23 protein-coding genes and 2 pseudogenes are annotated in these 26,984 nt (G+C 62.2%); 16 read left to right on the top strand and 9 right to left on the bottom strand.

From position 1 onward, the window contains the following. Positions 1–199 precede the first annotated feature (199 nt). Positions 200–1,060 (top strand): ammonia-dependent NAD(+) synthetase, encoded by an 861-nt coding sequence (nadE, locus tag B0G80_RS27635; RefSeq protein ID WP_116121223.1) that lies wholly within the window; start codon positions 200–202, stop codon positions 1,058–1,060. Between the two features lie 117 nt (positions 1,061–1,177). Here nadE and B0G80_RS27630 read toward each other — a convergent pair whose 3' ends face one another. The 5 genes from B0G80_RS27630 to B0G80_RS27610 all read right to left on the bottom strand — a co-directional run bounded on the left by B0G80_RS27630 (position 1,178) and on the right by B0G80_RS27610 (position 6,556). Further along, positions 1,178–1,444, bottom strand: a complete 267-nt coding sequence (locus B0G80_RS27630; protein ID WP_106286333.1) for an RNA-binding protein — start codon at positions 1,442–1,444, stop codon at positions 1,178–1,180. 443 nt (positions 1,445–1,887) lie between these two features. After that, positions 1,888–2,238 (bottom strand): hypothetical protein, encoded by a 351-nt coding sequence (locus B0G80_RS27625; protein WP_106286348.1) that lies wholly within the window; start codon positions 2,236–2,238, stop codon positions 1,888–1,890. A 113-nt stretch (positions 2,239–2,351) separates the two neighbouring features. Next, positions 2,352–3,005 (bottom strand): hypothetical protein, encoded by a 654-nt coding sequence (locus B0G80_RS27620; RefSeq protein WP_116121222.1) that lies wholly within the window; start codon positions 3,003–3,005, stop codon positions 2,352–2,354. 256 nt (positions 3,006–3,261) lie between these two features. Next, entirely contained in the window at positions 3,262–4,929 is a 1,668-nt protein-coding gene (locus B0G80_RS27615) for a S10 family peptidase (protein WP_116121221.1), read from the bottom strand. Between the two features lie 70 nt (positions 4,930–4,999). Further along, positions 5,000–6,556 (bottom strand): protease pro-enzyme activation domain-containing protein, encoded by a 1,557-nt coding sequence (locus tag B0G80_RS27610; protein WP_116121220.1) that lies wholly within the window; start codon positions 6,554–6,556, stop codon positions 5,000–5,002. Between the two features lie 302 nt (positions 6,557–6,858). On the opposite strand from B0G80_RS27610, the gene B0G80_RS27605 reads away from it, so the two are divergent. Then, a complete protein-coding gene (locus tag B0G80_RS27605) occupies positions 6,859–7,368 on the top strand; it encodes a DUF1993 family protein (RefSeq protein WP_106286337.1) in 510 nt (169 codons plus the stop codon). Positions 7,369–7,465: 97 nt separating this feature from the next. On the opposite strand, the gene B0G80_RS27600 is transcribed toward B0G80_RS27605, so the two are convergent. After that, on the bottom strand, positions 7,466–7,786 hold the full coding sequence (locus B0G80_RS27600; RefSeq protein ID WP_116121219.1) for a YnfA family protein: 321 nt from the start codon (positions 7,784–7,786) through the stop codon (positions 7,466–7,468). A 132-nt stretch (positions 7,787–7,918) separates the two neighbouring features. Between B0G80_RS27600 and B0G80_RS27595 the strand changes: the two genes are divergently transcribed. After that, positions 7,919–8,092 (top strand): DUF1289 domain-containing protein, encoded by a 174-nt coding sequence (locus B0G80_RS27595; RefSeq protein WP_106286349.1) that lies wholly within the window; start codon positions 7,919–7,921, stop codon positions 8,090–8,092. A gap of 66 nt (positions 8,093–8,158) precedes the next feature. On the opposite strand, the gene B0G80_RS27590 is transcribed toward B0G80_RS27595, so the two are convergent. Then, the gene (locus tag B0G80_RS27590; protein ID WP_116121218.1) at positions 8,159–8,812 is read right to left on the bottom strand and encodes a LysE family translocator; all 654 of its coding nucleotides are present in this window, start codon (positions 8,810–8,812) and stop codon (positions 8,159–8,161) included. A gap of 154 nt (positions 8,813–8,966) precedes the next feature. Between B0G80_RS27590 and B0G80_RS27585 the strand changes: the two genes are divergently transcribed. From B0G80_RS27585 to B0G80_RS27575, 3 genes are all read left to right on the top strand, one after another. Beyond that, entirely contained in the window at positions 8,967–9,434 is a 468-nt protein-coding gene (locus B0G80_RS27585; protein WP_012426651.1) for an Lrp/AsnC family transcriptional regulator, read from the top strand. Positions 9,435–9,499: 65 nt separating this feature from the next. After that, positions 9,500–9,733, top strand: a complete 234-nt coding sequence (locus B0G80_RS27580; protein WP_106286340.1) for a hypothetical protein — start codon at positions 9,500–9,502, stop codon at positions 9,731–9,733. A 1,131-nt stretch (positions 9,734–10,864) separates the two neighbouring features. Beyond that, positions 10,865–12,523: an NRAMP family divalent metal transporter gene (locus B0G80_RS27575; RefSeq protein WP_116121217.1), complete on the top strand. Its 1,659-nt coding sequence runs from the start codon at positions 10,865–10,867 to the stop codon at positions 12,521–12,523. Between the two features lie 37 nt (positions 12,524–12,560). Here the strand turns inward: B0G80_RS27575 and B0G80_RS27570 are convergent, their stop codons facing one another. After that, complete coding sequence (locus tag B0G80_RS27570) at positions 12,561–13,034, bottom strand: OsmC family protein (protein WP_116121216.1); 474 nt, start codon at positions 13,032–13,034, stop codon at positions 12,561–12,563. 90 nt (positions 13,035–13,124) lie between these two features. Next, positions 13,125–13,466 (bottom strand): hypothetical protein, encoded by a 342-nt coding sequence (locus B0G80_RS27565; protein ID WP_116121215.1) that lies wholly within the window; start codon positions 13,464–13,466, stop codon positions 13,125–13,127. 399 nt (positions 13,467–13,865) lie between these two features. On the opposite strand from B0G80_RS27565, the gene B0G80_RS27555 reads away from it, so the two are divergent. From B0G80_RS27555 to B0G80_RS47300, 10 genes and pseudogenes are all read left to right on the top strand, one after another. Further along, positions 13,866–14,564, top strand: coding sequence for a glycine zipper 2TM domain-containing protein (locus B0G80_RS27555; RefSeq protein WP_116121214.1), 699 nt, complete (start codon positions 13,866–13,868; stop codon positions 14,562–14,564). Between the two features lie 86 nt (positions 14,565–14,650). Next, positions 14,651–16,657, top strand: a complete 2,007-nt coding sequence (locus B0G80_RS27550; RefSeq protein WP_116121213.1) for a bifunctional DedA family/phosphatase PAP2 family protein — start codon at positions 14,651–14,653, stop codon at positions 16,655–16,657. Between the two features lie 681 nt (positions 16,658–17,338). Then, a pseudogene (tssG, locus tag B0G80_RS46105) lies at positions 17,339–18,382 on the top strand (type VI secretion system baseplate subunit TssG); the annotation flags it as partial. A 45-nt stretch (positions 18,383–18,427) separates the two neighbouring features. Beyond that, entirely contained in the window at positions 18,428–20,293 is a 1,866-nt protein-coding gene (gene tssF / locus B0G80_RS27545) for a type VI secretion system baseplate subunit TssF (RefSeq protein WP_258879230.1), read from the top strand. Between the two features lie 52 nt (positions 20,294–20,345). Beyond that, a complete protein-coding gene (locus B0G80_RS27540) occupies positions 20,346–22,790 on the top strand; it encodes a type VI secretion system Vgr family protein (RefSeq protein WP_116121212.1) in 2,445 nt (814 codons plus the stop codon). A 20-nt stretch (positions 22,791–22,810) separates the two neighbouring features. Next, entirely contained in the window at positions 22,811–25,003 is a 2,193-nt protein-coding gene (locus tag B0G80_RS27535) for a peptidoglycan DD-metalloendopeptidase family protein (protein ID WP_116121211.1), read from the top strand. Next, positions 25,003–25,572 carry a hypothetical protein gene (locus tag B0G80_RS45430; protein WP_147309925.1) on the top strand — a complete coding sequence of 190 codons (570 nt, stop codon included), beginning with the start codon at positions 25,003–25,005 and terminating at the stop codon, positions 25,570–25,572. The genes B0G80_RS27535 and B0G80_RS45430 overlap by 1 nt, the downstream gene beginning before the upstream one ends. After that, the gene (locus B0G80_RS27530) at positions 25,559–25,876 is read left to right on the top strand and encodes an N-acetylmuramidase domain-containing protein (protein ID WP_309568791.1); all 318 of its coding nucleotides are present in this window, start codon (positions 25,559–25,561) and stop codon (positions 25,874–25,876) included. The genes B0G80_RS45430 and B0G80_RS27530 overlap by 14 nt, the downstream gene beginning before the upstream one ends. Then, positions 25,860–26,552 (top strand): hypothetical protein, encoded by a 693-nt coding sequence (locus B0G80_RS45425; protein ID WP_147309924.1) that lies wholly within the window; start codon positions 25,860–25,862, stop codon positions 26,550–26,552. The genes B0G80_RS27530 and B0G80_RS45425 overlap by 17 nt, the downstream gene beginning before the upstream one ends. A gap of 15 nt (positions 26,553–26,567) precedes the next feature. Further along, positions 26,568–26,816, top strand: a pseudogene (locus B0G80_RS47300) (PAAR domain-containing protein); the annotation flags it as partial. Positions 26,817–26,984 lie beyond the last annotated feature (168 nt).

The raw sequence follows: 26,984 nt of genomic DNA, 5'->3' as shown, positions 1-26,984 counted from the left end.
ATGCGGCGCTCTCAGAACGAGGATGTTACTAAGCACATTGCGATCTGTCGATGAAGATTCGCTGACTCATTGATACCCCTGTAATAAGCGGACGTCTTTGCCGGTCAAAGCGGCGGATTTAAAGCGGTGCGAAGGTGAATTGAACCGGGCCGGTTACGGTTCGACATGTGCGCGAGCGCGCAAGGAGCAAAAAGGAATCATGACGCAACACGATCCAGTCGCACGCCAGGCAAGCATCGCTGAGGAAATGCACATCAGCGCCGGGTTCGATGCTGAAGATGAAATCGAGCGCCGGGTGGCTTTTCTCGCGAATTATCTGCGTAGCAGCGGCCTGAAAACGTATGTGCTCGGGATCAGCGGCGGCGTCGACTCGACAACCGCGGGGCGGCTCGCGCAACTCGCGGTTGAGCGATTGCGCGCCGAACATTACGACGCGCACTTCGTCGCAATACGTCTGCCTTACGGTGAACAGAAAGACGAAGCGGACGCGCAGCAGGCATTGCGCTTTATTCGCGCGGACGAAAATCTCACCATCGATATCAAAGCCGCGGCCGATGCCATGCTCGCCGCGCTCGATCAAAGTGGCCTGCTCTACAAGGACGAATCGCAACAGGACTTCGTGCACGGCAATATCAAGGCGCGGCAGCGCATGATCGCACAATACGCGGTGGCGGGCGCGCGGGCCGGCGTGGTCATCGGTACGGATCACGCGGCCGAATCGGTGATGGGCTTCTTCACGAAGTTCGGCGACGGCGGCGCCGATGTGTTGCCGCTCACGGGGCTCAACAAGCGTCGCGTGCGCGCGCTGTCCAAAGCGCTGGGTGCGCCCGAAGCATTAGCGCACAAAGTGCCGACCGCCGACCTCGAAATGTTGCGGCCGCAACGGCCCGATGAGGATGCCTACGGCATTCCATACGACGCTATCGACGACTTCCTGGAGCGCAAACCGGTGAGCGATGCGGCGCGCGAGACCATCTTGCGCTTTTACGACGTCACGCGTCACAAGCGCGCGTTGCCGTACACGCCGTTCGATTGGCCGACGCGGACAAGCGGAGATTGAGAAAGGGATGGGTATGCAGGTGACGCGCCGAATGCGCCGCGCCGGGCGCTGCGCGGCGTGTCAGCTTACGTGCGCTCTTGTCGCGCAACGCATTGAGGATGAATCGATCGCGCCGGGTTACTGCGCCGCCGGCGGTTCGTCGGTGAACAGATCGGCGCTGGCTTCCAGCGTCTGACCGCCCAACTGCTTGCCGTGAATCTGCCGCGCGATCACTTCGCCTACATAGGGCACTTCGGCGTCCAGTTCGACCGTGGCGTACGCACTGGGCTTGCCGGCGTCGACCACCTCGATGTTCTTCGCGTAATGCCCAAGTTCGTGCTTGAGGAACTCCCGCACTTCCTGCTCGCTGCACGATTCGGCGATGTTGCGCACGATCAGGTTCATGCGGTCTACCCTCTGCGCGCGTTGCGGCCAGCGCCACGGTCCGCGGACTGCACGCGCACAGGGCGCAATGCGGCACGCTGTTTCGCCTGCTCGGCAGCGAGTTGGCGGATCAAGGCAGCACCGGCGGCGGCCAAGGCGGCCAATGACAGATAGAAGGCGATCATTTAATTCTCCCCTGCGAGTTTCGTCCTGTACTCAGGATAGCCACAATCGACAGTAAAAGCGATGTAACACAGTGTCGTCAAAAAACGGACTTAAATATCGCCGTCAATGCACTGTACCTGAATAAGCGGCGTCAAAAATAGCAAAACAGCTGTTCATTTTGCGTGATAGGCCCGGCAATCGCATCGAACGCGGGCGCTGAATGCAAAAACCGGGCCGCGACACGCATCGCCACGGCATCCTGCGGGGGACCTGCGCAAAAGGCGGACTGGTTGTCGCGATCAGTCCGCCGCTTGCACGTTGGCCGAACTCACCCACCATGCGTTCTTGCCTTGCGGCAGCTGAACCAGCACCGCGGACGGATCGTCGACGCCGTCATCCGCAATTTCGCATACTGCCAGACCGTCGGGCAGGCGCTTCACCTCGCCGGCCGACTGGAACAGCGCAACACGTTGCGCGCTCAACGGCCGCAACTGGCGATACACGTCGAAGCTGATGGCCGCGGGCACATCGCCACGAATCTTCAGCGTGTCGGCCTGGCCGCAATGCACCGGCTCGGCGGCGAACACCGCAGCACTGCCGAATACGCAGCCGATAGAAAGAGCCATGGCGGCAAGACGTGAATGGATCATGATGATTCTCCGAAAACTAGATGGGGTCACGGCCTGCGAGTTGCAAGCCGCGCGGCTGAACAGATGCCAGATGCGCATGAACGAAGCAGGCGCCGCAAACGAGGCGGCCGGCTTCATGGCGGGTTGTCGCGGCCGGCGCCATGACCGTTGTCGCCGCCGGTGGCCACGTCGAGCCGGCTGACGTCGCAGGACGTTTGACTGAAGCCCGAATAAACCACCGACCAGTTGCCGATAATCGCGGCTTGCGCTTCGGCGAGGCTCAGTTTGCCTTCGCAGACGCAGCGCTTGAGCATGACTGCCGCGCGCGCCTTGCGGCGCTCGCCCTGATGGCCGGCCCACGGCAGAAGATCGAGATTAGCGCGAGCGTCCGGCGAGCCGCCGAGCACGATAGGCACGCGGCGATCGAGCGCGAAGGAGGCGCCGTTGTCCGCCTCGATGCCGCGCGCGGCGAGCATGCGGTCTTTGTGCGCCATCAGTTCGTCGAACGGCGGTGCGACCGTGTCAGCGTAACCGGGACGGCAAATCGTGTCCCCCACCGATTGCTGCGTGACGCGCTCGTCGAGCATGGCGGCGTCCTGCGCGCAAGCGTCGACCGTGCGTAGCATCGCCAGCGCCGTGAAGCCAAGCGCGAGCGCAAAACGCGCAGTGCCGCGGGGACGCGCAACGCCGCACCGGCGCGCGAGCGCCGGCAAAGCCGTGCCGTACGTACTGCTGGTCGCGTCGCTGGAATACTCTGTGCGACGCCTGTCTGCAATGCCTGCGTTCATTCGTCGGCGCGCCGGGAGCGGCACGCAATAGTTCAATTCGCAGACTAATTAAAACACATTCAATATGGATAAGTAAAAAAGCTTGACTACGCGCGCCGCGCGCATAGGCCGCATTTAGCCGGTTTGACAGGCTGAGGAAACCGGCGGCGCGACCGCTCGCGCGTCGCCGGTCCCAGCCGTCTGATAGCCAGACGCCCTCGCGATGCCAAGGCGTCCCGCACGCGCCGCGTCTGCGACGCGGCGCGTCGATTCGCCGCTACTGCGGCACACGCGCCTGCAATGCGCGGATACGAAACAGCGCCTGCGTGTTGGACACCGTCGTGTCGTACATCGTCGCGAGATCGGCCTTTAGCGCGGTGCGCGATCCGCCGTCGAGATAAATCATATGTCCCGAAGGATAAAAGCGCGCCGACAGGTTCTGCCGGACCTGCTGGCTGAGCAACGGCATTTGCTGCAGATCGAGTACGGTCTGATAAAACGGCGTGACGAAATCGAAGAAGCCGTTCGCCGACAGCACCTTCAGATCGGGATTGAGCGCCATCACGGCGGCCAGATCGCCGGCGGTGTACAGAATGATGTTGCCCTTCGAGTCGACGCCCTTCTGCGCGCCCGTCGGATCGATGTGGCTGAAGTCCCAGTACTTGAAGGCCTGGTCGTTCAGATCCGTGAACGACGAATTCGACGTGTACTTCAGTTGTTCGTTCAGATACACGTTCCACATCGTCGTGTAGACGCCGGTGACCGCCGTCATGGTCGGGTCGTTGCCGCCGGAATTCGGGTCGATCTTGCCGGCAATGCCCGTGCCGATCGCCGTCACGCGGCCGTCGTACTCGCCGAGCGCAAGCCCCTTGGATTTCAGCAGCGTGGTGAGGAACAGCGAATTGCCCCGGCTGTCGTACGAGGCGACATCCAGGCTCCACGCGAGCAAGGTCGTTTTGTCGATGCCCGTGTATTCGCTGAGCTTTTCGACCGTGGTCGCATCGGTGGTCGGAAACTTGCGCAGCGCGGCCAGATAGTCAGTGCGCGCGAACTGCGCGACTTCTTCGGCGAACGTGCCGAGATCGGTCGGTCGTGGCGCGATGCCGAGCTTCTTGTGATACCACGCGTCCGCGGCCGCCGTGGGCAGCGCGCCGACCGGGTTGCCGGCCTGCGTGTAATCGAGAATCGACGATTGCAGCGTAATGCCATTCAGATCCACGCCGTCTTCATGCAAGCGGTACGCCAGCACGCAACTGCGCGCCGTGCCATACGACTCGCCGAACAGGTACTTCGGCGAATTCCAGCGGTTGTTCTTCGTCAGAAAACGCTTGATGAACTGCTTGATCGAGTCCGCGTCCTGGTCGACGCCCCAGAAGTCGCGGTTCTTCTTCGGCGCGATCGCCGCCGAGTAGCCGGTGCCGACCGGGTTGATGAAAACGAGGTCGCTCTTGTCGAGCAGGCTATCCGGATTGTCTTCCATCGAATACGGCGCGGGCGGCGTGAAGCTCGGCATTGAGGTCTTGATGCGACGCGGCGCGAACGAACCCAGCAGCACGAATACCGACGACGATCCCGGGCCGCCGTTATAGAAGAACGTGACCGGCCGGGCTTCTTCCTTCTGGTTGTCCTGCGTGAACGCCACGTAGAACATGCGGGCTTCCGGCTGCGAACTACTCGGATCGACGATCACGAGGTGGCCCACGGTTGCCGTGTAGTTGATCCTGTGCCCGCCGATGGTGACCGAGTGGTGCGTGATCGCGGCGCTTTCATCGGTTGCGGTGACGGAATCGTCAGGCCCGTTGCCGTAGGCGACCGGATCGAAGAACGGCTGATCTTTGGCTTTGTGCGGCGCGCTGGCGGGCGCGGGCGCCGGAGCCGGCGTGCCCGAAGCATGCGAATTGTGCGACGGCTGCGGACTAACAGAAGCTGACTCGGTATTCGTCATGATCGCTCCATGGGTTCGTTCACGTCTTTTGTGCGCCCCGAAGGACTTTCTTCGGGGCGTGTGTTGCAGACTATAGTGCTGCCGCCACCTTCTGACCATTGGGACTGCCGAGCCCCGTGCAGGCGTCCCAACCCGCGGATGCCGCGAAACTGCCGTTGTTGCCTTGCGTGATGTCGTTGCACGCGCCCGCCGCCTTGTACAGCTTAGGGTTGATGAAGCCGGCCGGCTGCCCTTTCGCCGCATTGATGCGCGCGATCAGCGCGGCCCACAGCGGCGCGACCGCGCTGGTGCCGCCGACCACCGTCTGCGTACCGTCGATCAATACACTGTAGCCGGTCACCGGCGAAGCGTCGCCCGCCACGTCGGGCACGCCGCGCCCGCTGAGCGCTTTCTTGCCGCCCTTCGTCGACGTGGCGGACAAGCCCTTCTGCCAGACCGGCAGAGGGAAAGCCTGGCTCACGCCGCCGCCGGTCGCGCCGCCTTGCGCGCCGTCGTTCCAGACTGCCTCGTGTGAGATCGCGGTGCCCGACGCGGTCAGGCTCGTGCCGCCGCAGGCCAGCACATAGGGGCTCGACGCCGGGAAGTCGACCTGGTCGCTGCCCGTGCCGTCGCTCGAACCACTGTCGCCCGACGCCGCGCAGACCGTCACGCCAAGGGTTGCCGCTGACTGCAGCACGCTGTTGAAGGCCTGCAACGACTGGCTGGTCCAGTTCGACTCCGGACCGCCCCAACTGATCGAAATCACCGACGGTTTGTTGGTCGTGTCGTGCACCGCGCGGCTCACCGCGTCGATAAAGCCGGCGTCGCTGTTCTGCGTGAAATACACCGCGATTTCCGCCCCAGGCGCGATTGCGCCGACAATTTCGATGTCGAGCGTGACTTCGCCGTCCGGTCCGTTCGGATCGCCCGTGGGTTGGTTGCTGCCTTGATCGACGCCGACCGACTTCACCTTGGGCGACGCAACACCGAGACTCGCGAAATAGGACTTGAGATCGCTGGCGTTATACCCGCCGCCCAGTTCGATGATGCCGACGCACTGCCCGCCGCCGTCGCCTTGCGGAAAATGGTAGAGCGATGCGAGCTGCGGCGGCGTGAACGAAACCTGATGACCACGGGCCGGCTGGAACGGCGGCCGGATGCGAAAGTGCGGCCGCGCCTGCGGGCGGTTGTCGAGGCCGAGCACGGCCTGCACCACGCCGTGCAGATCGTCGGGCACGCTGATCGCGCCGGTGCGGCCGCGAAACTGGCCAGACGTGTGATGTTCGTAATGTTCGAGCTTCACGGCGAACGCGTCCTGGAACTGGGCAATCGTGCCGCTCAGCAGCACCGTGCGCGCCGCCGGATCTTCGCGCACCACCGTCAAACCGTGTGCGCTGGCGAAGGCCTTGACCTTGGCGATGTCGTCCGGCGCGGCGCCGTAGTCCTTCGCGAGCGTCTCGCGCGACAACGGCTTGACGCTGGGATCACCGGCTTCGATCTTGCTCATCAATGCGTCGAATTGCGCCTGCTGCTGACGGCGCAACATGACGAATACCTCGATCCGCTCCGTGGGATCGCATTGCCCGACGACTTTCGAACCCTGTTCCACTGTTCGCTCACTGCCTGGCAGCGGCTGCTTATTGACCATGGTGTCGACTCTCCAGTTAGCGTGACGGCGGGTTCCACGAGTTGGATCCACTCGCCACGCGCCTCTCACAACCTCATCGCCTGAAGGCGGCGGCAAGTTCGCTGTTTCGAGGACGTCAAACGGTCCGACCAATCCATTCAAACACAGTTCCGGCGCGCGCGGCAGTTGTCCGAATGGCTAACGCCGCGTCGCCGCGATGCGCGTCTTTCGCCGCTCGCGCTATGATGCTGCAGCGGCAATCCAGCCGTTACATTGCCTCGCGCGCCATCCGCGCGCACGATCAAAGAATCAGAGGAAGCCCCATGTCAATTTCGATGTATCAAGCATCACTGCCCGTATTGATTCGCGGCCTGACGAACCTGCAGGTCATTCTGGGCAAAGCCGAAGCGCATGCCGCCGCGAAACAGATCGAGCCCACGGTGTTCACCACCGGCCGGCTCGCACCGGACATGCTGCCGCTCACACGCCAGGTCTATATCGCGAGCGACACCGCGAAGGGCTGCGCCGCCCGGCTGGCCGACGTCGAAGCGCCGAAGTACGACGACGTCGAGCAGACTTTTGAAGAACTGATTGCCCGCCTTCAAAAGACGATCGATTATTTGAAGGAATTCAAGCCTGAGCAGATCGACGGTTCGGAAGAACGCCCGATCACGCTGAAGCTGCGTTCGGGTCCGGTCGAGTTCACAGGCCAGTCGTATCTGCTCGGTTTCGTGCTGCCGAACTTCTTTTTTCACGTCACGACGGCGTATGACATTCTGCGTCACAACGGCGTCGATCTCGGCAAGCTCGATTATCTCGGCGGCATCAAGTAAAGCGCGAGCCCGCGGACTCGAAGTTGGCGCGGAAGCGGCAACGAGCGCGCACAGAGAGAGGCCTTTCGGAGCGGCAAAGATCGGCTCGCCCGCCTGCTCAAACGCGCGGCTGGAATGCGATGATCGCCATGCCGGCGAGCGTGAAAGCCACGCCGGCAGCGTCCCACAGCGTGGGGCGCACCTTGTCGACGCACCATAGCCAGGCAATCGCCACCGCTACATATACACCGCCGTAAGCCGCATACACGCGGCCTGCGGCGGTACCGTGCAGGGTCAGCAGCCAGGCGAACAGCGCGAGGCTCAACGCGCCCGGCACCAGCAGCCAGATGGAACCGCCCTCTTTCAGCCAGCGCCACGGCAAATAGCAACCGACAATTTCGGCAATGGCGGTCACGGCATAGAGCAAAAAAGTTTTCATCGAGTGGGAAAGCGAGTGATTGTGCCGCCACGAATAAGGTCTGGCGCTCTATTGGCTTTATTAACACAATCACTTAGCGCGCGGGCATGGCGCATGCGAGAGTCTTGGCATTTCCTTTAATTGCCAATGGTCATGAGCATCGCGTCACCCTGCATCGACATCTGCAAGTTCGACAGCAAAACCGGCTTCTGCATCGGCTGCATGCGCACGCGCGACGAATGCAAAAGCTGGAAGAAGATGAAAGACAAGCATCGCCGGAAAATCATCGAGGACCGCTCGCGGCGCGAGCATAAGCTGAGCAGATAAGCGGCCTCTCCTGCATGGCGCACGGCCGGGCGGTCAGGAGAAGCGTCGCGCCGTATCCAGCCAGGATCAGTCCAGCGAGAGCCGCAACGCGAAACCGATCAGCGCGGCCGAGAAGGTCCAGCGCTGCAGCGTCTGCGCTAGCGGATGGGCGCGCATCCAGCCGGCGATCCGCGCGGCGCCGATCGCGTACAGCACGTCGAAACAGGCGCCGATAGCGAGCAGCACCAGACCGAGTTCGACCATCTGCAAAGCCACCGGCCCCGCCTCCGGACGCACGAACTGCGGCAGCAGCACAGAGCAGAACAGCAGCGCCTTCGGGTTCAGCAAGTTGGTGAGCAAGCCCTTGACAAAAGCAGCCCGCAGCGGACGAGACTCGACGCTTGCCGTAGCATCCGCGCGGCCGCCAGCGGCATGACCGCCAGGCAGCGCGAACACCGGCGAACGAAAAATCTGAATTCCAACCCACGCGAGATAAACCGCGCCGCCATAGCGCACCACTTCGTATAACCACGGCGCGCTGCGCAATAGCGCGGCCACGCCGCATGCCGAGAGCGTAACGTGCGTCGCGCGCGCGAGCCCGAGGCCGCCGGCAGCCGCAAAGCCGCTGCGCACGCCGCGTCCGATACTGGTTTGCAGCACCAGCGCCATGTCCGGTCCAGGCACGGCATAGACGACAAAAAGCGCCGCGATATACACGGCCAGCAGATGTGCGGAAATCATCGAATTCTCCTGTTTTCAAGGCTCTATCTTGCTATCGTCGGCGGAGGGTTTGCTGGCGACTTACCGGCCCGGAGTGCTCACCTGTGGAGGAATGCGCTAATATTGCGGCCCGAGCACCGGCTTTCCTCCAATCCGTCATCAGCACCACAAAGCCATGACAACCGACCTCGATAAAACCGACCGCGCGATCCTCGCCGCGCTTCAGAAAGATGGCCGTATGTCCAACGCGCGGCTGGCCGAAACGGTCGGCCTCAGCGAAACGCCCTGCGCACGCCGGCTGAAGCGCCTCGAAAACGATGGCTATATCGACCAGTACCGCGCGATGCTGTCGCGCTCCGCGCTCGGCTTCGGCGTGGTCGCGTTCGTCTACGTGCGTTTTGCCGTGCACGACCGCGCGGTGGCGACGCGCTTCGAGCGCGAGGTGCAGGCCATCCCGCGCATCCTCGCGTGTCACAACGTGTCGGGCAGCGCCGATTACATCCTGCAGGTGGTGGCGCGCGATCTCGACGACTACGGCACCTTCATGCGCGATGAAATGCGTAGCCTGCCGGGCGTGACATCGGTGGAATCGGCGCTGTCGTTGCGCGAAGTGAAGGCCAACGGCGGCTTGCCGCTGTCCTGAACGCTAACGTGGCATAGTCACCCCTTTGAAACGGCGCGAGCCGACCAGTCGAACACGGAGTTCTCATGGATCACGAACAGGCGCGAGCCGAAGAAACCGCGGCAATGCAGCGTGTATTGACCGCGACCCAACGCGTGCAGTCGGCGTTCGCGTCGCTGCAATCGCAATTCCCGCCGGCCGGCAGCGGCACGCCTTCGCAGTTCGCGCTGCAAACATTCGACGCCGCGCTGCAGGAGCTCGAAGACGCGCAAGCCGCATTCGATGAACTGCTTGGCGATCTGCTCGACGGCAATCGTTGAGACATTTGAAGGCGTGCTTCGCGGTGTGGCAACAGCGAAGCGCGCGCGTAGTCGCGCGTCGCAATGCACGGCAACCGCCTCGTGTTTTCGTCGGCGCGGGGCGGCGGATCGAGCCGAGTTATGCACGCGTCGCGGGCCGCTATATCGGCTCAAGCCGCTCTCACCAGCAGCAGCGGAAATAGCCTTCATTAGCCTTTCTTTTCTATCTAAATTGAAAGACAAGACGCCTGCCACCACCACAACGTGGCCTGGCCCACACCCCACCAAAGAATATTTGCTTCGTTTAACGAAGCATGTTGACTTCCGCTTGCTGCGGTGCCTAAAATTCGCCGTCTTCATAAACGAGGCCCATGCCTTGGACACCAGCAGTAGTCGACCTTCGAACAGTTTCACTGCCTGACCGGCCCGACGCCCGCGCTTTATTTCTCAGCCGCCGTCTTGCCGACAGGCAGACGGTGCGCGCCGCAGTAACTCACTCCGTGCACCTCGACTAGCGCCATCCGGCCGCGCCGTGCTTACGCACATGCGTCCTGCCGATTGGCATCCCGTCGCGAGCCTTCGCTCGCGGCAGCGTTCGCTCGCACCGTTTCGATTCGTTCGACATGCGGTGCGGCCGAACGCGTGGACCAACACGTGCGTACCGAACGCCGATAAGGAGCCGCCATGGACAGTGACAGTTATCCCATACGCCGCCTGGTTGCCGCTCAATGGCCGCTCAGTCACGACCGAGCGGACAGGCAAACAATCATTTGCCCAAGGAAAGCGAGTAGACTTGCTTCGCCGCGCGCCTGATGCGCCGCGCTCCGTGTCTGCTGGCTTTCCGCAATCCGCGTCAAGCCCTACGCCCGGAGAAAAACATGTACCTCGCCACTCTCGTACCGACACGGCAGCAAACCCACACCCATAGCGACGCCGCCCTCGCACTGCACGGCGTCAAGCCGCACTGGCTCGCCGTGGCCTGGCACCGCGTCAGGGCGCTCGCTTGCGTGCCGTCTCGCGGCCCGCTTCGTAAGCACACACGCTCAGCGCGTCTTCGCGTTTCCGCCCGCGCCGCCGCCCCGTTCGGCCGCGCATCCGGCGGATCCTGAAGACGCCCCGCTCAATCCAATCAAACCTACTCAGGCGGCCAGCATGTCCACTCCAATCAACGTCTCACCACCCCGCAGCGCCGTTCTCGACGACGCGCACCTCGGCGACATCAAGGGCGCACTCGGCACCATCGCCCATCACGACACGGGTGCGCGCAACTGCTGGTGGGCCCGCGTTCGCACGCTGCTCGCGATTCTTGGGCCCGGCCTCATCGTGATGGTCGGCGATAACGACGCCGGCGCCTTCGGCACCTACACGCAAGTGGGACAGAACTATGGCACCACCTTGCTGTGGACCATGCTGCTGCTCGTGCCCGTGCTGTTCGTCAATCAGGAGATGGTGCTGCGTCTCGGCGCGGTGACCGGCGTCGGTCATGCACGGCTGATCTTCGAGCGCTTCGGCAAATTCTGGGGAGCCTTCAGCGTCGTGGATCTGTTCATCCTCAACGCGTTGACGATCGTGACCGAGTTCATCGGCATTACGTTCGTGCTCCAGTTCTTTGGCATTTCGAAGGTGGCCGGCGTTTGCATCGCCGCGGCGGTAACCATGGCCGCGGTGAGCACGGGCGACTTCCGGCGCTTCGAACGTTTCGCCGTGGTGCTGTGCGTGATGAGCCTGTTGCTCGTGCCAGTGCTGGTATCGATCCACCCGCCGGTCAGCCAGATGGCGCACGATTTTCTGATCCCGGGCTGGCCCGCCCACTCGAAGCTGAGCGACGTGATGCTGCTCGTGATCGGCATTGTCGGCACCACCGTCGCGCCGTGGCAATTGTTCTTCCAGCAGAGCTACATCGTCGATAAACGCATTACGCCGCGCTTCATGAAGTACGAAAAGGCCGACCTGTGGATCGGTATCGTCTTCGTGATGATCGGCGCCGTGGCCATGATCTCGTTTTGCGCGGCGCTCTACGCGGGCAAGCCCGAGTTCGGCCATTTCACCGACGCGGGCGGCGTGATCGCCGACCTCGAAAGATATGCCGGCCGCACGCCCGCCGTGCTGTTCGCCGTGGCGCTGCTCGACGCGTGCATCATCGGCGCGGCGGCGGTGTCGTTGTCGAGCGCCTACGCGATCGGCGACGTCTTCAAGATTCGCCACTCGCTGCATCGCGGAGTGTCGGACGCGAAGGGCTTCTACCTCGTCTATTTCGCCATCGTGGCGGCCGCGGCGACGCTGGTGCTGATTCCGGGCAGCCCGCTCGGCCTTCTGACGGAAGCGGTGCAGACGCTCGCCGGCGTGCTGTTGCCGAGCGCGACCGTGTTTCTGCTGCTGTTGTGCAACGACCGCGCGGTGCTCGGACCGTGGGTGAACTCGAAGAAGCTCAACGTCTTCACAGGCGCAGTGGTCTGGGTGCTCGTCATGCTATCCATCATTCTCACGGCTTCCGTCATGTATCCGGACATCACCGGCGAAGTCATGCTTGAAGTGCTCGCAGCCGGCACGCTGATGGCCGTGGCAGGTTATGCGGCCACCGTCGTGGCCCGCAAGCTGCGGCGGAAATCCGGGAGCGCAGTGGCTCAGGAAACCGAATTCGGGTGGTCGAAGGAAACGCGCGCAGCGTGGCGCATGCCGCCTCTGGACGAGTTGCCGGCGCCGCAATTGACGCTGTCCAAGCGGGTCTGGATGGGCGTGCTGCGCGGCTATCTGATCGTGGCGGTCGCGCTGGTGATCGTAAAGGTCGTGCAAATGGCGCTGCTGCATTGAATCGATAGCGCACAGCCGGCGGCCGGGCCTGCCTCGGTCAATCAGTATCCGTTTCGATGACCGCTTCGCAGAGAATCGGAAAATTGACCGAGTTCGCGATATAGCACTTCTCGTGCGCCACGTGATGCAAACGCGCGGCAAGCTCGGCATCGCCCGCGCGAATCACGACGCGCGGGCGCAGCACGATCTGTGAAAAACGGCCTTGTTTCGGGTCGTCTAGCATGGTGCCTTCGGCGTCGTCGCGATACGCCGTCACCGTGATGCCGGCATCCGCGCACAGATGCAGATACCAGAGTTTGTGGCAGGCGCTGGCCGAGGCGACCAGCAGGTCTTCGGGGTTCCAGCGGTTGGCGTCGCCGAGAAAGGCCGCGTCCGATGAACCTGGAATCTCCGGCTTGTTGCCCGCTGCGATCACATGATCGCGCCCGTAATCGCGGTAGCCGGAAGTGCCGCTTCCGCGATTGCCGGTCCATTGCACCGACACCTTGTATTTGTGCTCGCCGTACGCCATGCCCATCTCCTTGCCGTCGAATCGGATCCGCTTGCCGAGGCGTGCATTTTATCCGCGGCGCTCACGCGATGGACACGCCCCGCTTGCTGACTAATTCCGCGGCGGCGGCGGCGCGCCCCTGCCGGCGAAATTCGGCACGCGCGGGTCCGGGTTCGCGTTCAGGCTCGTGCCGTTCGCCCGCATGGTGTTGAGTGCGGGACCGGCTCTTACGCCGCCCATCGTTCCCGCACCCGGCGACATCGGGCTCATGCCGGCGGCCGTCGACGGACCCGTTCCCGCTGTGGCCCCCGCATTGTTGGTCATGCCGGAAGGCGCGCCATTGACGGCAGCCGCTCCGGTCGCGCCTGGCTGCGTGACCGACTGCCCATACGCTGCGGCAACGGCACCGATCATCATTGCCGACGCCGCGATACTGCCCTTTACGATCTTCATAGCCCACTCCGTTACTTCGTCGAATTGCGCGAGCGCGAGGTCCGAGTTGCCCGGCCGCTCAAATAGTAAGACGGCGCCCGGCCCGCTTCGTTCGCCGCCGCACGACCCGGCAGATCCGCATACGACCCAGCGTCCATTGGATGACACGCGGTACACGCTCGACCACTTCCACACCAGGCTGCTGAAACTGTCCGAGGGTTTTCAGGCGACGACCGGCGCACGCCTAGCGAGCATCCGCCACGACCGCCTGCAACCTTTCCTCGACGAACTCAGCGACGAAATCCAAACGTGTAACCGCTCGCGCGAAAGCGTACAAATCCTTACAAAGCAGCACGCAAACCGTGTGCACCGAACGCACTTTCGCGGCGTTATTGCAGGCACCTACCCGCGGAGTCCGCCATGAATACGAACCTCACTTCCAGCCAACCGCAACGCAGCCGCATTCATCCGCTAGTTGCCGGCGCGGCTGTCGCAGTCATCCTGGCGAGCGCAACCGGCATCGCCGCGATGACCGGTTTGCTGCCGACTTCGCACGCCGTCACGGAACCCGCGCTGCCGGTCACGGCAGCGGCGGCGCCGCTCGCCAGCACGCCGGTCGTGGCACCGCAAGCGGCTCCGGTTCAGCAGACGGCGCAGCAAACCGCCCCTGCCCGGCCGCCGGTTCATCATCCGCACCGCGCGACACCGGTGGCCGCGCCGAATTCCGCAAACAATCAGGGCTACCAGGCACCTTACGACGCCGCAGCACCGCGCCCGGTCGCCGCCGACCCGTACGCGGGCGAAGTCGTCGCCATCAATACGGTGCAGGCGCCCGAGCCGACCACGGGCCTCGGCGCGCTGGGCGGCGCGGTGGCGGGTGGGCTGGTCGGCAACCAGATCGGCGGCGGCCGCGGCAAGATTCTCACGACGATTGCCGGCGCGGTCGGCGGCGGCCTCGCCGGGAACGGCATCGAACACGCGGTGCGCAAGCAGACCACCTACCAGGTCCAGGTCCGCATGCAGGACGGCAGCTACCGCAACTTCAGCTACCCGACGCAGCCGGCCGTGCAGATCGGCCAACGCGTTCACGTCTCCGGCGATTCGCTTAGCGCTTCGTGAACCTGCGGCCGGGGTCCAAAAAGGAATAAGACGGCTCCGTCGCGCGTTATGATCAATCGTTACGCCAGAACGGCTGATCGCGCACGATGGAGCACGCCTACATCCACCTCTTGCACCAGTTAGCCGGCCATCCCGGCTGGACGCTGACGGTCATCTTCCTGGCGGCGTTTCTGGAGTCGCTCGCCGTCATCGGCACCTTCGTTCCGGGCAGCACCGCCATGTTCCTCGCCGGCGCGCTGATCGGCACCGGCTCGCTGAGTCTCGGCTGGGCGCTCGTGTGGGCGATCGCGGGCGCCATCGCCGGCGACGGCATGAGCTTCTGGATCGGCAGCCGTTACAAGGACCGCATCGTCCAGTTCTGGCCGTTCCGCAAACATCCCGAGGTGCTCGAGGCAGGCCACCGCTTCTTCCGCAAACATGGCGCGAAGAGCGTCGTGCTGGCGCGCTTCATCGGCCCTTTGCGGGCAATCGTGCCGGTGGTGGCGGGCATGCTGGGCATGCCGCCGCTGCGCTTTTACGCAATGAACGTGCTGTCGGCGCTGATCTGGGCGCCGGCCCATATCCTGCCGGGCATGATCTTCGGCGCCTCGGTGCTGCTGGCCGGCGCGGTGTCGTTCAGGCTCGTCGTGATCATCGCGCTGCTGGTGGGGATTGTCTGGCTAAGCTTTCGCGCGGCGCGTTTTCTGCTTTCGCACGCCAATGCGTGGTCGAGCGCGGCGGGCCAACAGCTGGGCAGCTGGGCCTGTCGGCATCCGGGTCCGTTCGGCCGTTTCGCACGCAAGATGCTCGACCCCAGTACGCCTGACGCCAGCAGCATCCTGCTGACTTCGCTGGTCGTACTCGTGTCGGGCGCGCTTTTTTTCGGCGTGCTCGACGACGTCGCCAGCGGCGATCCGCTGACGCAAGTGGACGTCTCCGTCTATCACTTCCTGCAATCGGTACGCACGCCCTGGAGCGATACCGTTCTCGCCGGTCTCTCGACGCTCGGCAGCAGCATCACACTCGCGGCGCTGGTCGTGACGGTCACGGTGTGGATGCTGTTGGAGCGGCGCTGGCGAACCGTCGGCTACTGGCTCGCGGCGGTGGTGTTTTCCCAATTGCTGATCTACCTGCTGCAGTTCGCGATGCACCGCGCGCCGCCCAATACGTCGCTGATCGGCGCCTATGTGTTTCCGAGCAATCACGTCGCCGCAACCGTCATCGTGTACGGTTTCCTGGCATTTCTGCTGGCGCGCCGGGTCGACAGGCTGGAAGGGGTGCTGGTGGCGGCCGCGAGTGCGATCGTGGTGATCCTGGTCGCGCTCGCGGGACTGTACTTCGGCAGGTACTGGGTGTCCGACGCGCTCGGCGGCGCCGCGCTCGCCTACCTCTGGGTAGCGGTCGTTGCGTTGACAGCGATGTGGCGGCACCCGGAAACGCCGCCCGAACGCGCGTTCATGCCCGTCGTGGTGCTGGTGGTCATGCTGCTCAGCGTGGGCGTCCAGGTCGGCTTCAACATGCCCACGCCGCCGCCGGACAGCGCGCTGCGCCCGCCTCCCGTGCTGGTGTCGCAATCGCAGTGGACACTCTCCGTATGGAAGCGCCTGCCGTGTTACCGCTCGGACATGGGCGGCGATCGCAAGGAGCCGCTCACGCTGCAGTGGGTCTCGAACCTCGATTCGATCCGCGGACAGTTACGCGCCCAAGGCTGGGTGGAAGGCACGGACGTCTCGGCGCACAGTCTGCTCTCGCTAGCCTCGCCCAATGTGGCGGCGGTGTCGCTGCCGGTCTTGCCGAAGCTCAACAACGGCGTGCCGTCTTCGGTGGTGTTCATGCGTCCGGGCGACACGCGCGACGAACGCGACGTGCTGCGGTTCTGGCCCAGCGGTTACGCGGTGGGCAACGGCACCTCCGTCACGCCGCTATGGGTGGGCGCTTTCGCGCACGAACGGCTGTCGCGCGCGTCATGGCCGATCAACATTCTGCGGGTCGACAGGGAGATGACCTCGTTCGATGCGCACGAGAAATCGAGTGCGGGTCTCGGCGCGGAGCTCGTCGCCCGGGTCAGCTGCCGCGGCGTGCCGGTGTCGCTGCTCGCTTCGCCGACGGAGTGACCGCGTTCGCTGCTCCAGCGAAGAAATCCTTCTGCGCTCAATCAGTTATGTCGCTTGGCCAGGAGTTGTCCACAGGGATGTGAACAATTTCTGTGGATAAATTCGCCCGCGACGCGCAAGAGCTACAAACATCTGTTCCGTTCGAATTTAACAACCTGGTTGCTGGCACACGGCCTCCGGTTGTCCGCATCATCGGGACACGGCAGGTGTTTTGCGTGACCATTCAGGGCGACTCCGGTCGCCCTTTTTTATCAGGTCGCTTGCTGCGCGTTCCCGGATTTGTCCGATGTCACGGCTGCGTACACGACCCGCGCATTGATTCTGCATGTCGGCACAATTCCCCTCCTGATCTGCAGACGCTCTCTCGTTGCCCGCGCCCGTCGCAAGCTTTTTTATGCCTGCGCCGACGCCAGCCCGGTGGTCCGTGTCGATGCACGATACATAACATGCTCAGGACGGGGTGGATAACCGTCAATGCAACTGGACGCCGCTGACATTTCCCAGCGTTATTGCGAAATAGTCCTGCTGACTATCGAACGACTATCCCCGATGATTGAAAAAACTCGGGGAAGAGGTCAAACGATGAAAGCTGTACGCTGCGACAGGTATCCACGTCTTACGTATCCACGCCTCACGGCTCCTGTCTTTCCCGTGCGGGCCGCATCAGGCGCGTCGTGATTGATGGAGCGCGCCCGCTTCGATCTGCCCATGCCCGGCGTGGCGCTTTCACCGGAAAGCGTTGAACGTCTGATGGCCGAACCCTGGCGCTACGGGTTTATTTCCCTGCTGCGCCGTATCGGCGCCGATCCCCACATTGACCCGGTCGGCACCGCGCGGCGTCCGCAGGCGGAGCCGTTCCGTCTCGGCCAGGCACCGAGCCTCGCATTCGCGCCGCGCGAGATTGCCGACGTGCGTGAGGTCAACGGGCGTCTGAAGATACGGCTTCTCAGTCTGGGCATGTTCGGGCCGAACGGGCCACTGCCGATTCACGTCACCGAGATTGCACGCGAGCGTGAGCAGAACCGGCGGGATGCGACGCTCGTCAACTTCCTCGACATCTTTCACCACCGCTACCTGACTCTGCTGTACCGGGCGTGGGCCTCCGCCCAGGCCGCAGCGGGCCTCGACCGGAAGGATGACGAAACATTCTCCTTTTTTGTCGCGAGCCTCGCCGGCCACGATCCCGCCGAAATCGCCGGCCGGCCGTTTCCTGGCCATGCGCGCCTCGCCGCCTCTGCGCATCTGGTGCGCGAGGCGCGTAATCCCGACGGCCTGCGCGCGACGCTTGAGCAGTACTTCGACGTACCGGTCGCAATCGAGGAATACGTCTTTCACTGGCTGGAAATGGCGCCGGCCAGCCACAGTTATCTCGGCAAGCCCGTGGAGTCTTCGACGCTTGCGATGGGCGCGATGCTCGGTGAGCAGGTGCCGGACCGCCAGCACCGGTTCCGCATTGTCCTGGGGCCGCTCGACTTGCAGGCGTATCTGCGTTTCACGGCGCAGGGCGTGGACCTGCCGAAGCTGGTCGAATGCGTGAGGGAATTTGTCGGGCGCGGCTACCGGTGGGAACTGGAACTGCGCATCAAGCCACAGGGCGCACCGCCTGCGGTGCTGGGTGGAACGGAACAACTCGGCTGGTCCAGCTGGCTTGGACAGGCGCCCACGGATGCGCCGATTACCGGCATGCGCTTCGAACCGGAACAGTACGTGGAGCAGTTGGCGAGGCGATCCGTACCGTACCGTCAACGCCCGGAAACCGGCGCGGGTGATCTGCTGGCGTACTACAACGAGGAGTTGCTGTACCTGCGTGAACTTGCCGCCGAATTCGGGCAGGCGCATGTAAAAATCGCCAGGCGTCTGGGCATGCAGGCGGGTGAAATCGGCGATAGGTATGTCGAGCGGCTCGTCCAGGCATTCGCTTTCATGTCCGCCCGCATGCGCATGAAACTGGACGCCGCATTCCCCGACTTCACGCGCCCCCTGCTGCAATGCCTCTATCCGAATTACCTCGCGCCGACGCCATCGATGGCGGTGGCACGGCTATACCCGGATCACGCCAGGAGCAAACTTGCACAGGGGTTCCATGTGCCACGCGGCAGTCCGTTCGCCTCCCCCGTGCCGGAGGGCGGCGGCTGCGTCTGCCAGTTCCGCAGCACCCAGGACGTCACGCTCTATCCGCTGGAAATCGTCAGCGCCCGGCTCACCGGCATTCCGCCCGATATCTCCGCGCTTGACCGCTACGTGCGCCCGGACCGGAACGTACGCTCCGCGTTACGCCTGCGGCTGCGAGCCACCGGCAGCGCCACCATCGGACAGCTGCGCGGTCTGGATCGCCTGCCGGTCTATCTGGCGGGCGACGTGCGGCTTGCCTCCCAACTGTTCGAACTCCTGCATACCGGGGCGGCCGCATCGGTACTCGCCGCGCCGGGGAGTTTTGCCACTGCCCAGGAGCCGCTGCACGTGGTGCGAAACCAGGCCGTGATGCATGAAGGCTTCGGCACGGATCAGGCAATGCTGCCGCTTGTCTGGCCGAAGTTTCACGGCCACAACCTGCTGCACGAATATGCCACCTGTCCCGAGCGCTTCCTGTTCTTCACGCTCACCGGACTCGAGGCGGGCCTGCGCCGGATCGAAGCTCAGGAGGTCGAGATCGTCGTGCTGCTCGACCGTCCGGCAGGCGAGCTGGTCAACCGGGTCGATGCCTCGCATTTTGCGCTGTTCTGCACCCCTGTCATCAACCTGTTTCCTGTCACGATAGACCGGCTCGAACTGCCTGAGAACAGTACGACAGCATCCCTGCATGTCGATCCACTCGCGCCCGCCGACTACGAAGTGTTTTCAGTCGGGACACTCTCGGGATTCGAAACCAGGGAATCCGCGAGTCTTGAGTTCCAGCCGCGGTATCCGACACTGGCGCGCGACGAGAACAGCACCGGCCGCTATTTCGTCACCCGTCGCGAGCCCGCCCGGGGCACCGACCTGGCGCGTCGCTACCAGACACGCGCCACCTACGCGCCGGGCGACACACTGGTGTCGCTGGTCGATGCAAACGGCACGCCCGCTCATGACAATATCCGGTTCATCACCGCGCAGGTATGGGTGACGAATCGCGATCTGCCGAACCTGCTGGCCGTCAACGGGGTGGACGATCTCAGCACGGTCGTCAATGCACCGCTTGCCAGCGTCGGACTGATACGCGCGCCGGGCACGCCAAAGCGGCCGCTTGCACAGGGCACCACCGCCTGGCGGCTGGTGCGCCAGCTCAATTTCAATCATCTGCCGCTGGAGGACACAGGCGGCGCGGGACTGCGCGAACTGCTCCTGCTCTACCGGACCGGCGACAACCCCGGCTTCGTGAAGCAGGTGCAGGCAATCACAGGCGTGCAGATGCAGACGGTGACGCGCCGCCTTCCCGGTGCCGGTGATCTCGTCTTCGGCTGCGGCACCGGCTGCACGCTCACCGTCGACGAAGGAGCGCTTGCAGGTGAAAGCCCGTATCTGCTCGGCGTGATCCTTGAACACTACCTGGCGCGCCACGTCCCGACGCATACCTTCGTGCAGACCTCGATGCGCTCGGTACAGCGCGGCCCCGTCGCGCTCTGGCCGCCCCGCATGGGCACCCGCAGCGCGGCCTGAGCGGCCTGAGTGGCCGTGAGCCGCATTCATTCATCCTGGAGGAAGGACACTCATGCTGGATTTTTCGACCCGCCGCACCATCACCGTGAGCGGCGCGGCGCTGCCGGAATCGCCGTCAGGCGAGCCCGCACTGGTGCTCAGATCAATCCGTGGCGAGGAAGCCCTGTCGGAAATCTACACGTACACGCTGGACATGGTGACGCCGCAAGACCTCGACATGTTCGGCGACGACGCGGCGAACCTCGACCTGCGCGCCATGATCGGCAGGCCACTGACCGTGGCTATCCAGCTTGAAGGGATGAGCGGGGTTTCCGGCCCTTCGTGGACGTCGAACATCGGCTGCGGCATGCGTGAGATCAGCGGCATCGTGACCAGCGCGCGCTTTGTCGAACAGCAGGACCGGCAGAGCCATTACCGGCTCACGCTGCAACCCGGCCTCTGGCTTGCCGGGCAGCGCTCGGACTACCGGATCTTCCAGCGTAAGAATGTTATCGACATCATTCGCGAAGTGCTGCGGATCTATCCGTTTTCCTGCGCCTGGCGCACCAGCCGGATATACCCGCGACTGGACTATCAGGTCCAGTATGGCGAAACGGATTTCAGTTTCGTGCAGCGGCTGATGGCTGAGAACGGCATCTACTGGTTTTTCGAACACTCGAAGGGCTTTCACCGGATGGTGTTCGTGGACCACGTGGGCGCGCACAAGCCGGTGCAGAGCGAGGCGTATCACACGCTCGCGTACTACCCGCCGGGCCACAGGATCGACGCGGAGTATATCGACGCGTTCGATATTGCCCAGACGTTGCAGTCGGGCGTCTGGACCACCGGCGACTATGACTTCAAGCAGCCCGAAGCCAATCTCGGGGTGCGCAAGGTCCAGCCGCAGAAGACGATCCACAATGATCTGGCGCGCTACGAGTGGCCCGGCGACTACACCGACCCGGCCGAAGGCGAGAAGTCCGCGCAGATCCGCATCGAGGAACTGTTCGCGCGCGGCGAACGCGCCGAAGGCCGCGGCGCGCTGCGCAATGTCGTATGCGGGACGACCTTCCATCTGGAGAACCACCCGTATCGCAAGGCGAACCAGGAATACATGGTGATCCGCGCGAAGCTCGATGCCGAAGAGACAATGGAATCGACCGGTCCGGGCGTCTACCGGTTCGACACCGACTTCACCGTGCAACCGGCGACCAATGTATTCCGTCCGGCGCGCACGGTCCCGAAGCCGCGCACCACCGGACCGCAGAGCGCCGTGGTGACGGGCTTCGATAGAAACGTCGTGTCCACCGAGCCGTATGGCCGCGTGACGCTCAAGTTCCGCTGGGACCGCTCGCCGAACCGGGACGAGAATTCGTCGTGCTGGGCGCGGGTCATGTCGCCGTGGGCGGGCAATGGTCACGGGGCCATCAGCCTGCCTCGCATCGGCACGGAAGTGATCGTGGATTTCATCGACGGCGACCCGGACCGGCCGTTCGTCATCGGGCAGGCCTACAACGCGGACAACATGCCGCCGTGGCCGTTGCAGGACAACCATGCCCTGTCAGGCCTGCTCAGTCGCAATCTGGAAGGGAGCGGGTCGAACCAGTTCGTTGCGGACGACACACCGGACCGGTTACAGGCGCAGGTGACGAGCGATCAGGCGAACTCGCGGCTGGTGGTGGGTTACAACACGCGCATCGTGCCCGGCGAGGGACGCAAACAGGCGCGCGGCATCGGCTGGGAACTCGCCACCGATTCATGGGGCGTGGTCCGCGCAAACCGGGGCATGCTGGTGACCACCGAGACGCGCAGCGGCGCGCAGTCGCCCGCCAAGGACATGGGCGAGACGGTGCAGCGCCTGACGCAGGCGCGCGCGCAACACGAGGACATGGCGCAGCTCGCGCAGCAGCACAACGCGCAGTCGTCCGACGCGAGCCAGCACGACGCCGCGAAAGCCATCAAGGCGCAGAACGACGCGATCCGGGGCGGCACCGCCCACTGGCGTGAAAATCCGTTCCCCGAAATGACGCGACCCGATCTTGTCGTTGCGAGCGCGGCGGGCATCGGCATGACCGCTGCGCAGGGAACGCACATCGTGAGTGGACAGGATCATGCGGTGACAGCAGGACGTGACGTAAGCGTGTCGTCGGGGCGCTCACTGTTCGCGTCGGTGCGCGGTGCGATCTCGATGTTCGCCTACCAGCTTGGGCTGAAACTGATCGCCGCGAAGGGCCGCGTCGATATTCAGGCGCAGAGCGACCAGATGGCGCTCGCGGCCCTGAAGGACATCACGGTCACCAGCACGGACGGCAAGGTCGTCATCACCGCGTCGAAGGAAGTCTGGATCGGCGCGGGTGGGTCGTATATCCAGATCAACGGCAGCGGGATTATCAACGGCTCGCCGGGGGTGATTCTGGAGAAGGGACTTTGGGATGTGCAGGACGCAGACGCTCGCATACCGAGCTTCCCTCCGTTCGGGTCGGGTACGCCCACTGATGACTACATCCATTCGCTGTAACTCTTCCTCTTGACAGACCTATGATTATCAGCCCGCCCTTTCTTTCAGCAGCCGACCCGCAGCAGAATGACGCAATGCCCACAGCGGATGCGGGCAACACGGTCGTACCCGACGGTGATGTGTGTGCCGCCAACATGCTCGAATGTGCGCCGGGCAACGGCGCCTATCCGGTCAGCTTCAATCTTGGCTGGCATGGCGGTGCGCATCTGAAAGCCCCGCTGGACGGCAATCAGGTCACTTCCGTGCGCGCCATCGCGGACGGCACAATCGTGTACGTGCGCCAGACGGATACGACCCATAAGCCGACGCTTCAGTACCGCAACGTGCGTACGGACGACGGCTGTGTCGTCATCCGGCACGATACGGAAATTGGCGAAGGCGACAACGCGAAGGTCACCTATTACTCGGTGTACATGCACCTCCAGGCCGCGCTGTCGTCGCTGTCCGTGGGCAAGAAGGTTTATCGCAAGGATATCCTGGGCACACCGGGCCAGATTTACGGGCAGTTTCCGCAGATCCACTTCGAGATCGTCTGCAACGAGGCAAACCTGAGGAAGTTCATCGGGCGCGCCCCCGGGCCGCTGGGCAGCACCCCGGCTCGTACCGATGCGGTCTATGGCGACAGCTGGTTCTTCATTCCTCGTGGTGCGAAGCTCTTTGCCAACGAACCACACCCTTTCCGTGATGACGACAGCGCGCCGCCTGTCGCGACGTTGCACCCCCAGCCGTCTCTCGTGCCGACGGGAACCGGTTGCGAGCTTGTCGTCCGCATGCATTACGAGAAGGATTGCACTCTGACGACCTACAGGCAGAATGCGGATTTGAGCTGGTCCGTGTGCGGTGCAATGCCCGCGGAAAGACAGGCAGAGTACAACCTGTATCAGCGTGCTAACGCCCTTCACGGACGCTTTACAGACGATTCTCTGTCGGCAATTGCTCCAGGCATGGCTGTGGCCTCTCCGAGTGCCATCTTCGAGATGATCCGTTTCGGACGCTGCATCAACGATCAACTGCCCGCCGGCGCGCGCTTCAATCACTGGCGGAAAGTGAAGACGCCAGACGGTGATGGATGGATCAACCTGTCCAAGGCAGGCGTGCGCGCCTATAGCGACGCCGATTTCCCGGAGTGGGCCGGCTGGAGCTTCATCAACGATGATCCGACACCCGACAGCCTGTGCGATTCACCGACTGTAAAGCGGTGGCTGGACGTCAATCATTCCGGACATATCAGCCACGCCGATGCTATCAGCGCTCTGGGCATGGAAGCGATCCTGCAGCGCACGGCGCGAGCGGTGTGTAAGTTTCCATCCGAGTGGAGTCGCGATGGACTAGAGGCGCTATACAACTGGCTCAGGAGTCCGCATGAGGCATTGACCAGTCCACTATCGGACGCAGCTTTTAACAATCTGGTGGATCACGCGCGTGCCCTGGCGTTCTGGGAGGACGTCAGCGATCCTGAATTTCCGCATGCCGATGAGGTGTGGCATTTTCCGCCAACGGCATTTCTGCGGCATTTCAGACCGTGCCGTTGGCTCTCGTGTGAAGAACTGGAACAAGTCTACCCAAATACCTACGTCGAAAAATCGGGTGGACATCTGCATCAGGCCGCGAATGCTTTATCGAATGAGGTGCGTGAGCGTTATAGAACCATACTGAACCGACTAATGGAAAAGCACTCTATTACCCGAAATCCGATGCGAATGTCCCACTTCTTGGGCCAAGGAGCAGAAGAGTCAAGAACGCTCGCGTGGATGGAAGAACATCGAAGCGAAGCTTCATGCAACTCCTTATATGGGCATCTCAACGGTAACGACCTTCCGGGAGATGGCTACAAATTTCGAGGAAGAGGTATGAAGCAGCTAACAGGTAAATTTAATTATGCGGAATATTGGGTATATAGAGGCTGGTTAAGCCGGCAAAGTTTTACAGCGTCCTGGTGGAGTCATCCGCATCCGACGAGGCCAAACATCGCGACGCCGGACATCCTGCTGACAGTGCACTACAACACTATAGACACCGGCACTTGGTACTGGGAAGCGGGACCGAACCACGGGCTCCCGCATCCCCAAAGCACCATGAATAGCTACGCTGATAGAGGGGTAACGGCAGAAATCGCACATGTGCTTACAACACAAATAAACGGCGGCATCTACGGCCTGGAGAATCGGACCTATCACACGATGCGGTTGTATAAACTCATTGGAGATCAATAATGCACCTAGCGAATCGGTTCATCGCTGTCGCTTTGTTTGCATGCGCCTTTGTTGAAAATGCCACTGGCACATCGCAAGCGGCGATAAAAATTTACACTGACGAACATGTCCGTTTTTCGTACCCAGCCAATCGGTATGCAAAAATTGAAAAGCTCGATACGTCTCAAACTGATTTTCATGCATATTCTCTGCGACTGAAGGGTGTCGAGGCTGAGGATGTTTTAACGGTGTGTGAAAAGAATATACACGACTGCGGAACCGATGCGGGATTGGTTCAACCGTACTGGTACGATGCAGAAGGAACTCTGATGCTATTCAGCGCGACTACTGCGGTGACGAAGAAATCAGTGATCCCAGGAGAAACAGTGTACGAAGCTTTCCCTGCGTGCCCTGCTACAGAGGCTGGTGGAGCGTCAGCATATGCCGGAGATTGCTATGAGCTAGTCGCCAGTACACAGAATAAAACGATCTCCCTGACATACTGGATTGGGCCTAAGTCACGTCATCGCTCAAGGCGACAAGCTGTTAAGGCTGCAACTGAAATAATCCGTTCTGTTGAAGATAAATAATTCGCTTTCGGCCTTAAACTGGGAAAAATCACGATTGATCTCATTCGTTCAGATTTTGGGCGAATACTACTCTTCCTGCGACTGTGCGACGTTATTCGAGTTTGCGAATCATTTCATGTCAGGTACGGACGGACAGGCGAAAATATTTACCGCATTTATGCTAAATCTGAAACCAGAGGGTGTGGAGGGGCTGCGAACTCGCCACTGGGAGCAAGTGGCACTTTCGTATAACGGAAAGAATTGGAAGAAAATTAATCCAAGCTATGCGGCTAACTTGGCCAAATACTATGCGCAATTTAAATAAAATCATCATTTTTGCGTTGCTAACATGCCTTTGCCGGTCTACGGTTGCCGGGGAAGCCATCATCTTCGACCAAGCAAATTTGCTCGCTTTTAGTGATAGCGGGAGGGTTGCAGGATTTTATGATTCTGAGGATAACAAGTTCTCATGCTACTTTTTATTCTCGCAAAATTCCCAGAAAGATGAAAAAGTCCAAAATGTTCAAGAATATTCAGTCACCAAGATGCTTACCTTCGTTCCAAGTGATAGTTCCCTTGAATTCGAGGAGAGGTATAAACAATTCGACATACAAGGGCTTTTGTATAGGAAGAACGGTGAATGGATTATTAGAACATCCCGTCCGCAAGCTGGATGCGGAAATGCCACGGGGGTTTTCGAATTTGATCCACCGGATATCCGAGCCGAAAATTATATTGAATCAAAAAGAATTCCAGCAACAGGTATTAGACTGGTAAATACGAAGACGTTTTTTTATGACTTGCGGGGTGGGAAATTCATTGCTAGAAAGGGCTATCTAACGAAGTCGAACGGAGTCATCGTGTTAAGGACATATGGTCAGTTTTCCTATGTCCGGTTCGCAGACCCACGAGCGAACGCGACAGATTCCGGTCGGGTTTCAACCGGTTGGGTTCGCTCGGCCAACTTGGTTAATCCCTTTCCGCCGACCAGCAGGCAATGAACGAGGAACAATTCCATGATAAACCTGATTCGACTCGGTGACACCACCGACCACGGCGGCGAAGTTATCACCGCCTCGGAAGTCATGCGCTATGGCGGCGTGCGCGTGGCCCGCAAGGGCGACGAAGTGACCTGTCCGCTTCACCCCGAGGTGGTGCCCAACGTCATCGTTGAGGGCGACGACAGGATCACGGACCACGGTGTGCCCGTCGCGCGTCAGGGCCACCATGCTACATGCGGTTGCAGCCTTATACATGGCCTCGTCCCGTTTGCCAAACGATCTTTTCTACAGCGAGCAGGTGCAGGATTGCATATATACATTCGGCCTTTCTGTGGCACGCATGTGCCTGGCCCCAATGGATTTCGCCCGGCGACTCCTACTTATATCCACGGCTTCGGGAGCCCTAAGACTGCGCAGGTTTTGTCACCGACG

Origin of the sequence: Paraburkholderia sp. BL6669N2 (assembly GCF_003387275.1) — a bacterium.
Taxonomy (GTDB): domain Bacteria; phylum Pseudomonadota; class Gammaproteobacteria; order Burkholderiales; family Burkholderiaceae; genus Paraburkholderia.
This window is presented reverse-complemented; position numbering and strand designations above follow the sequence as displayed.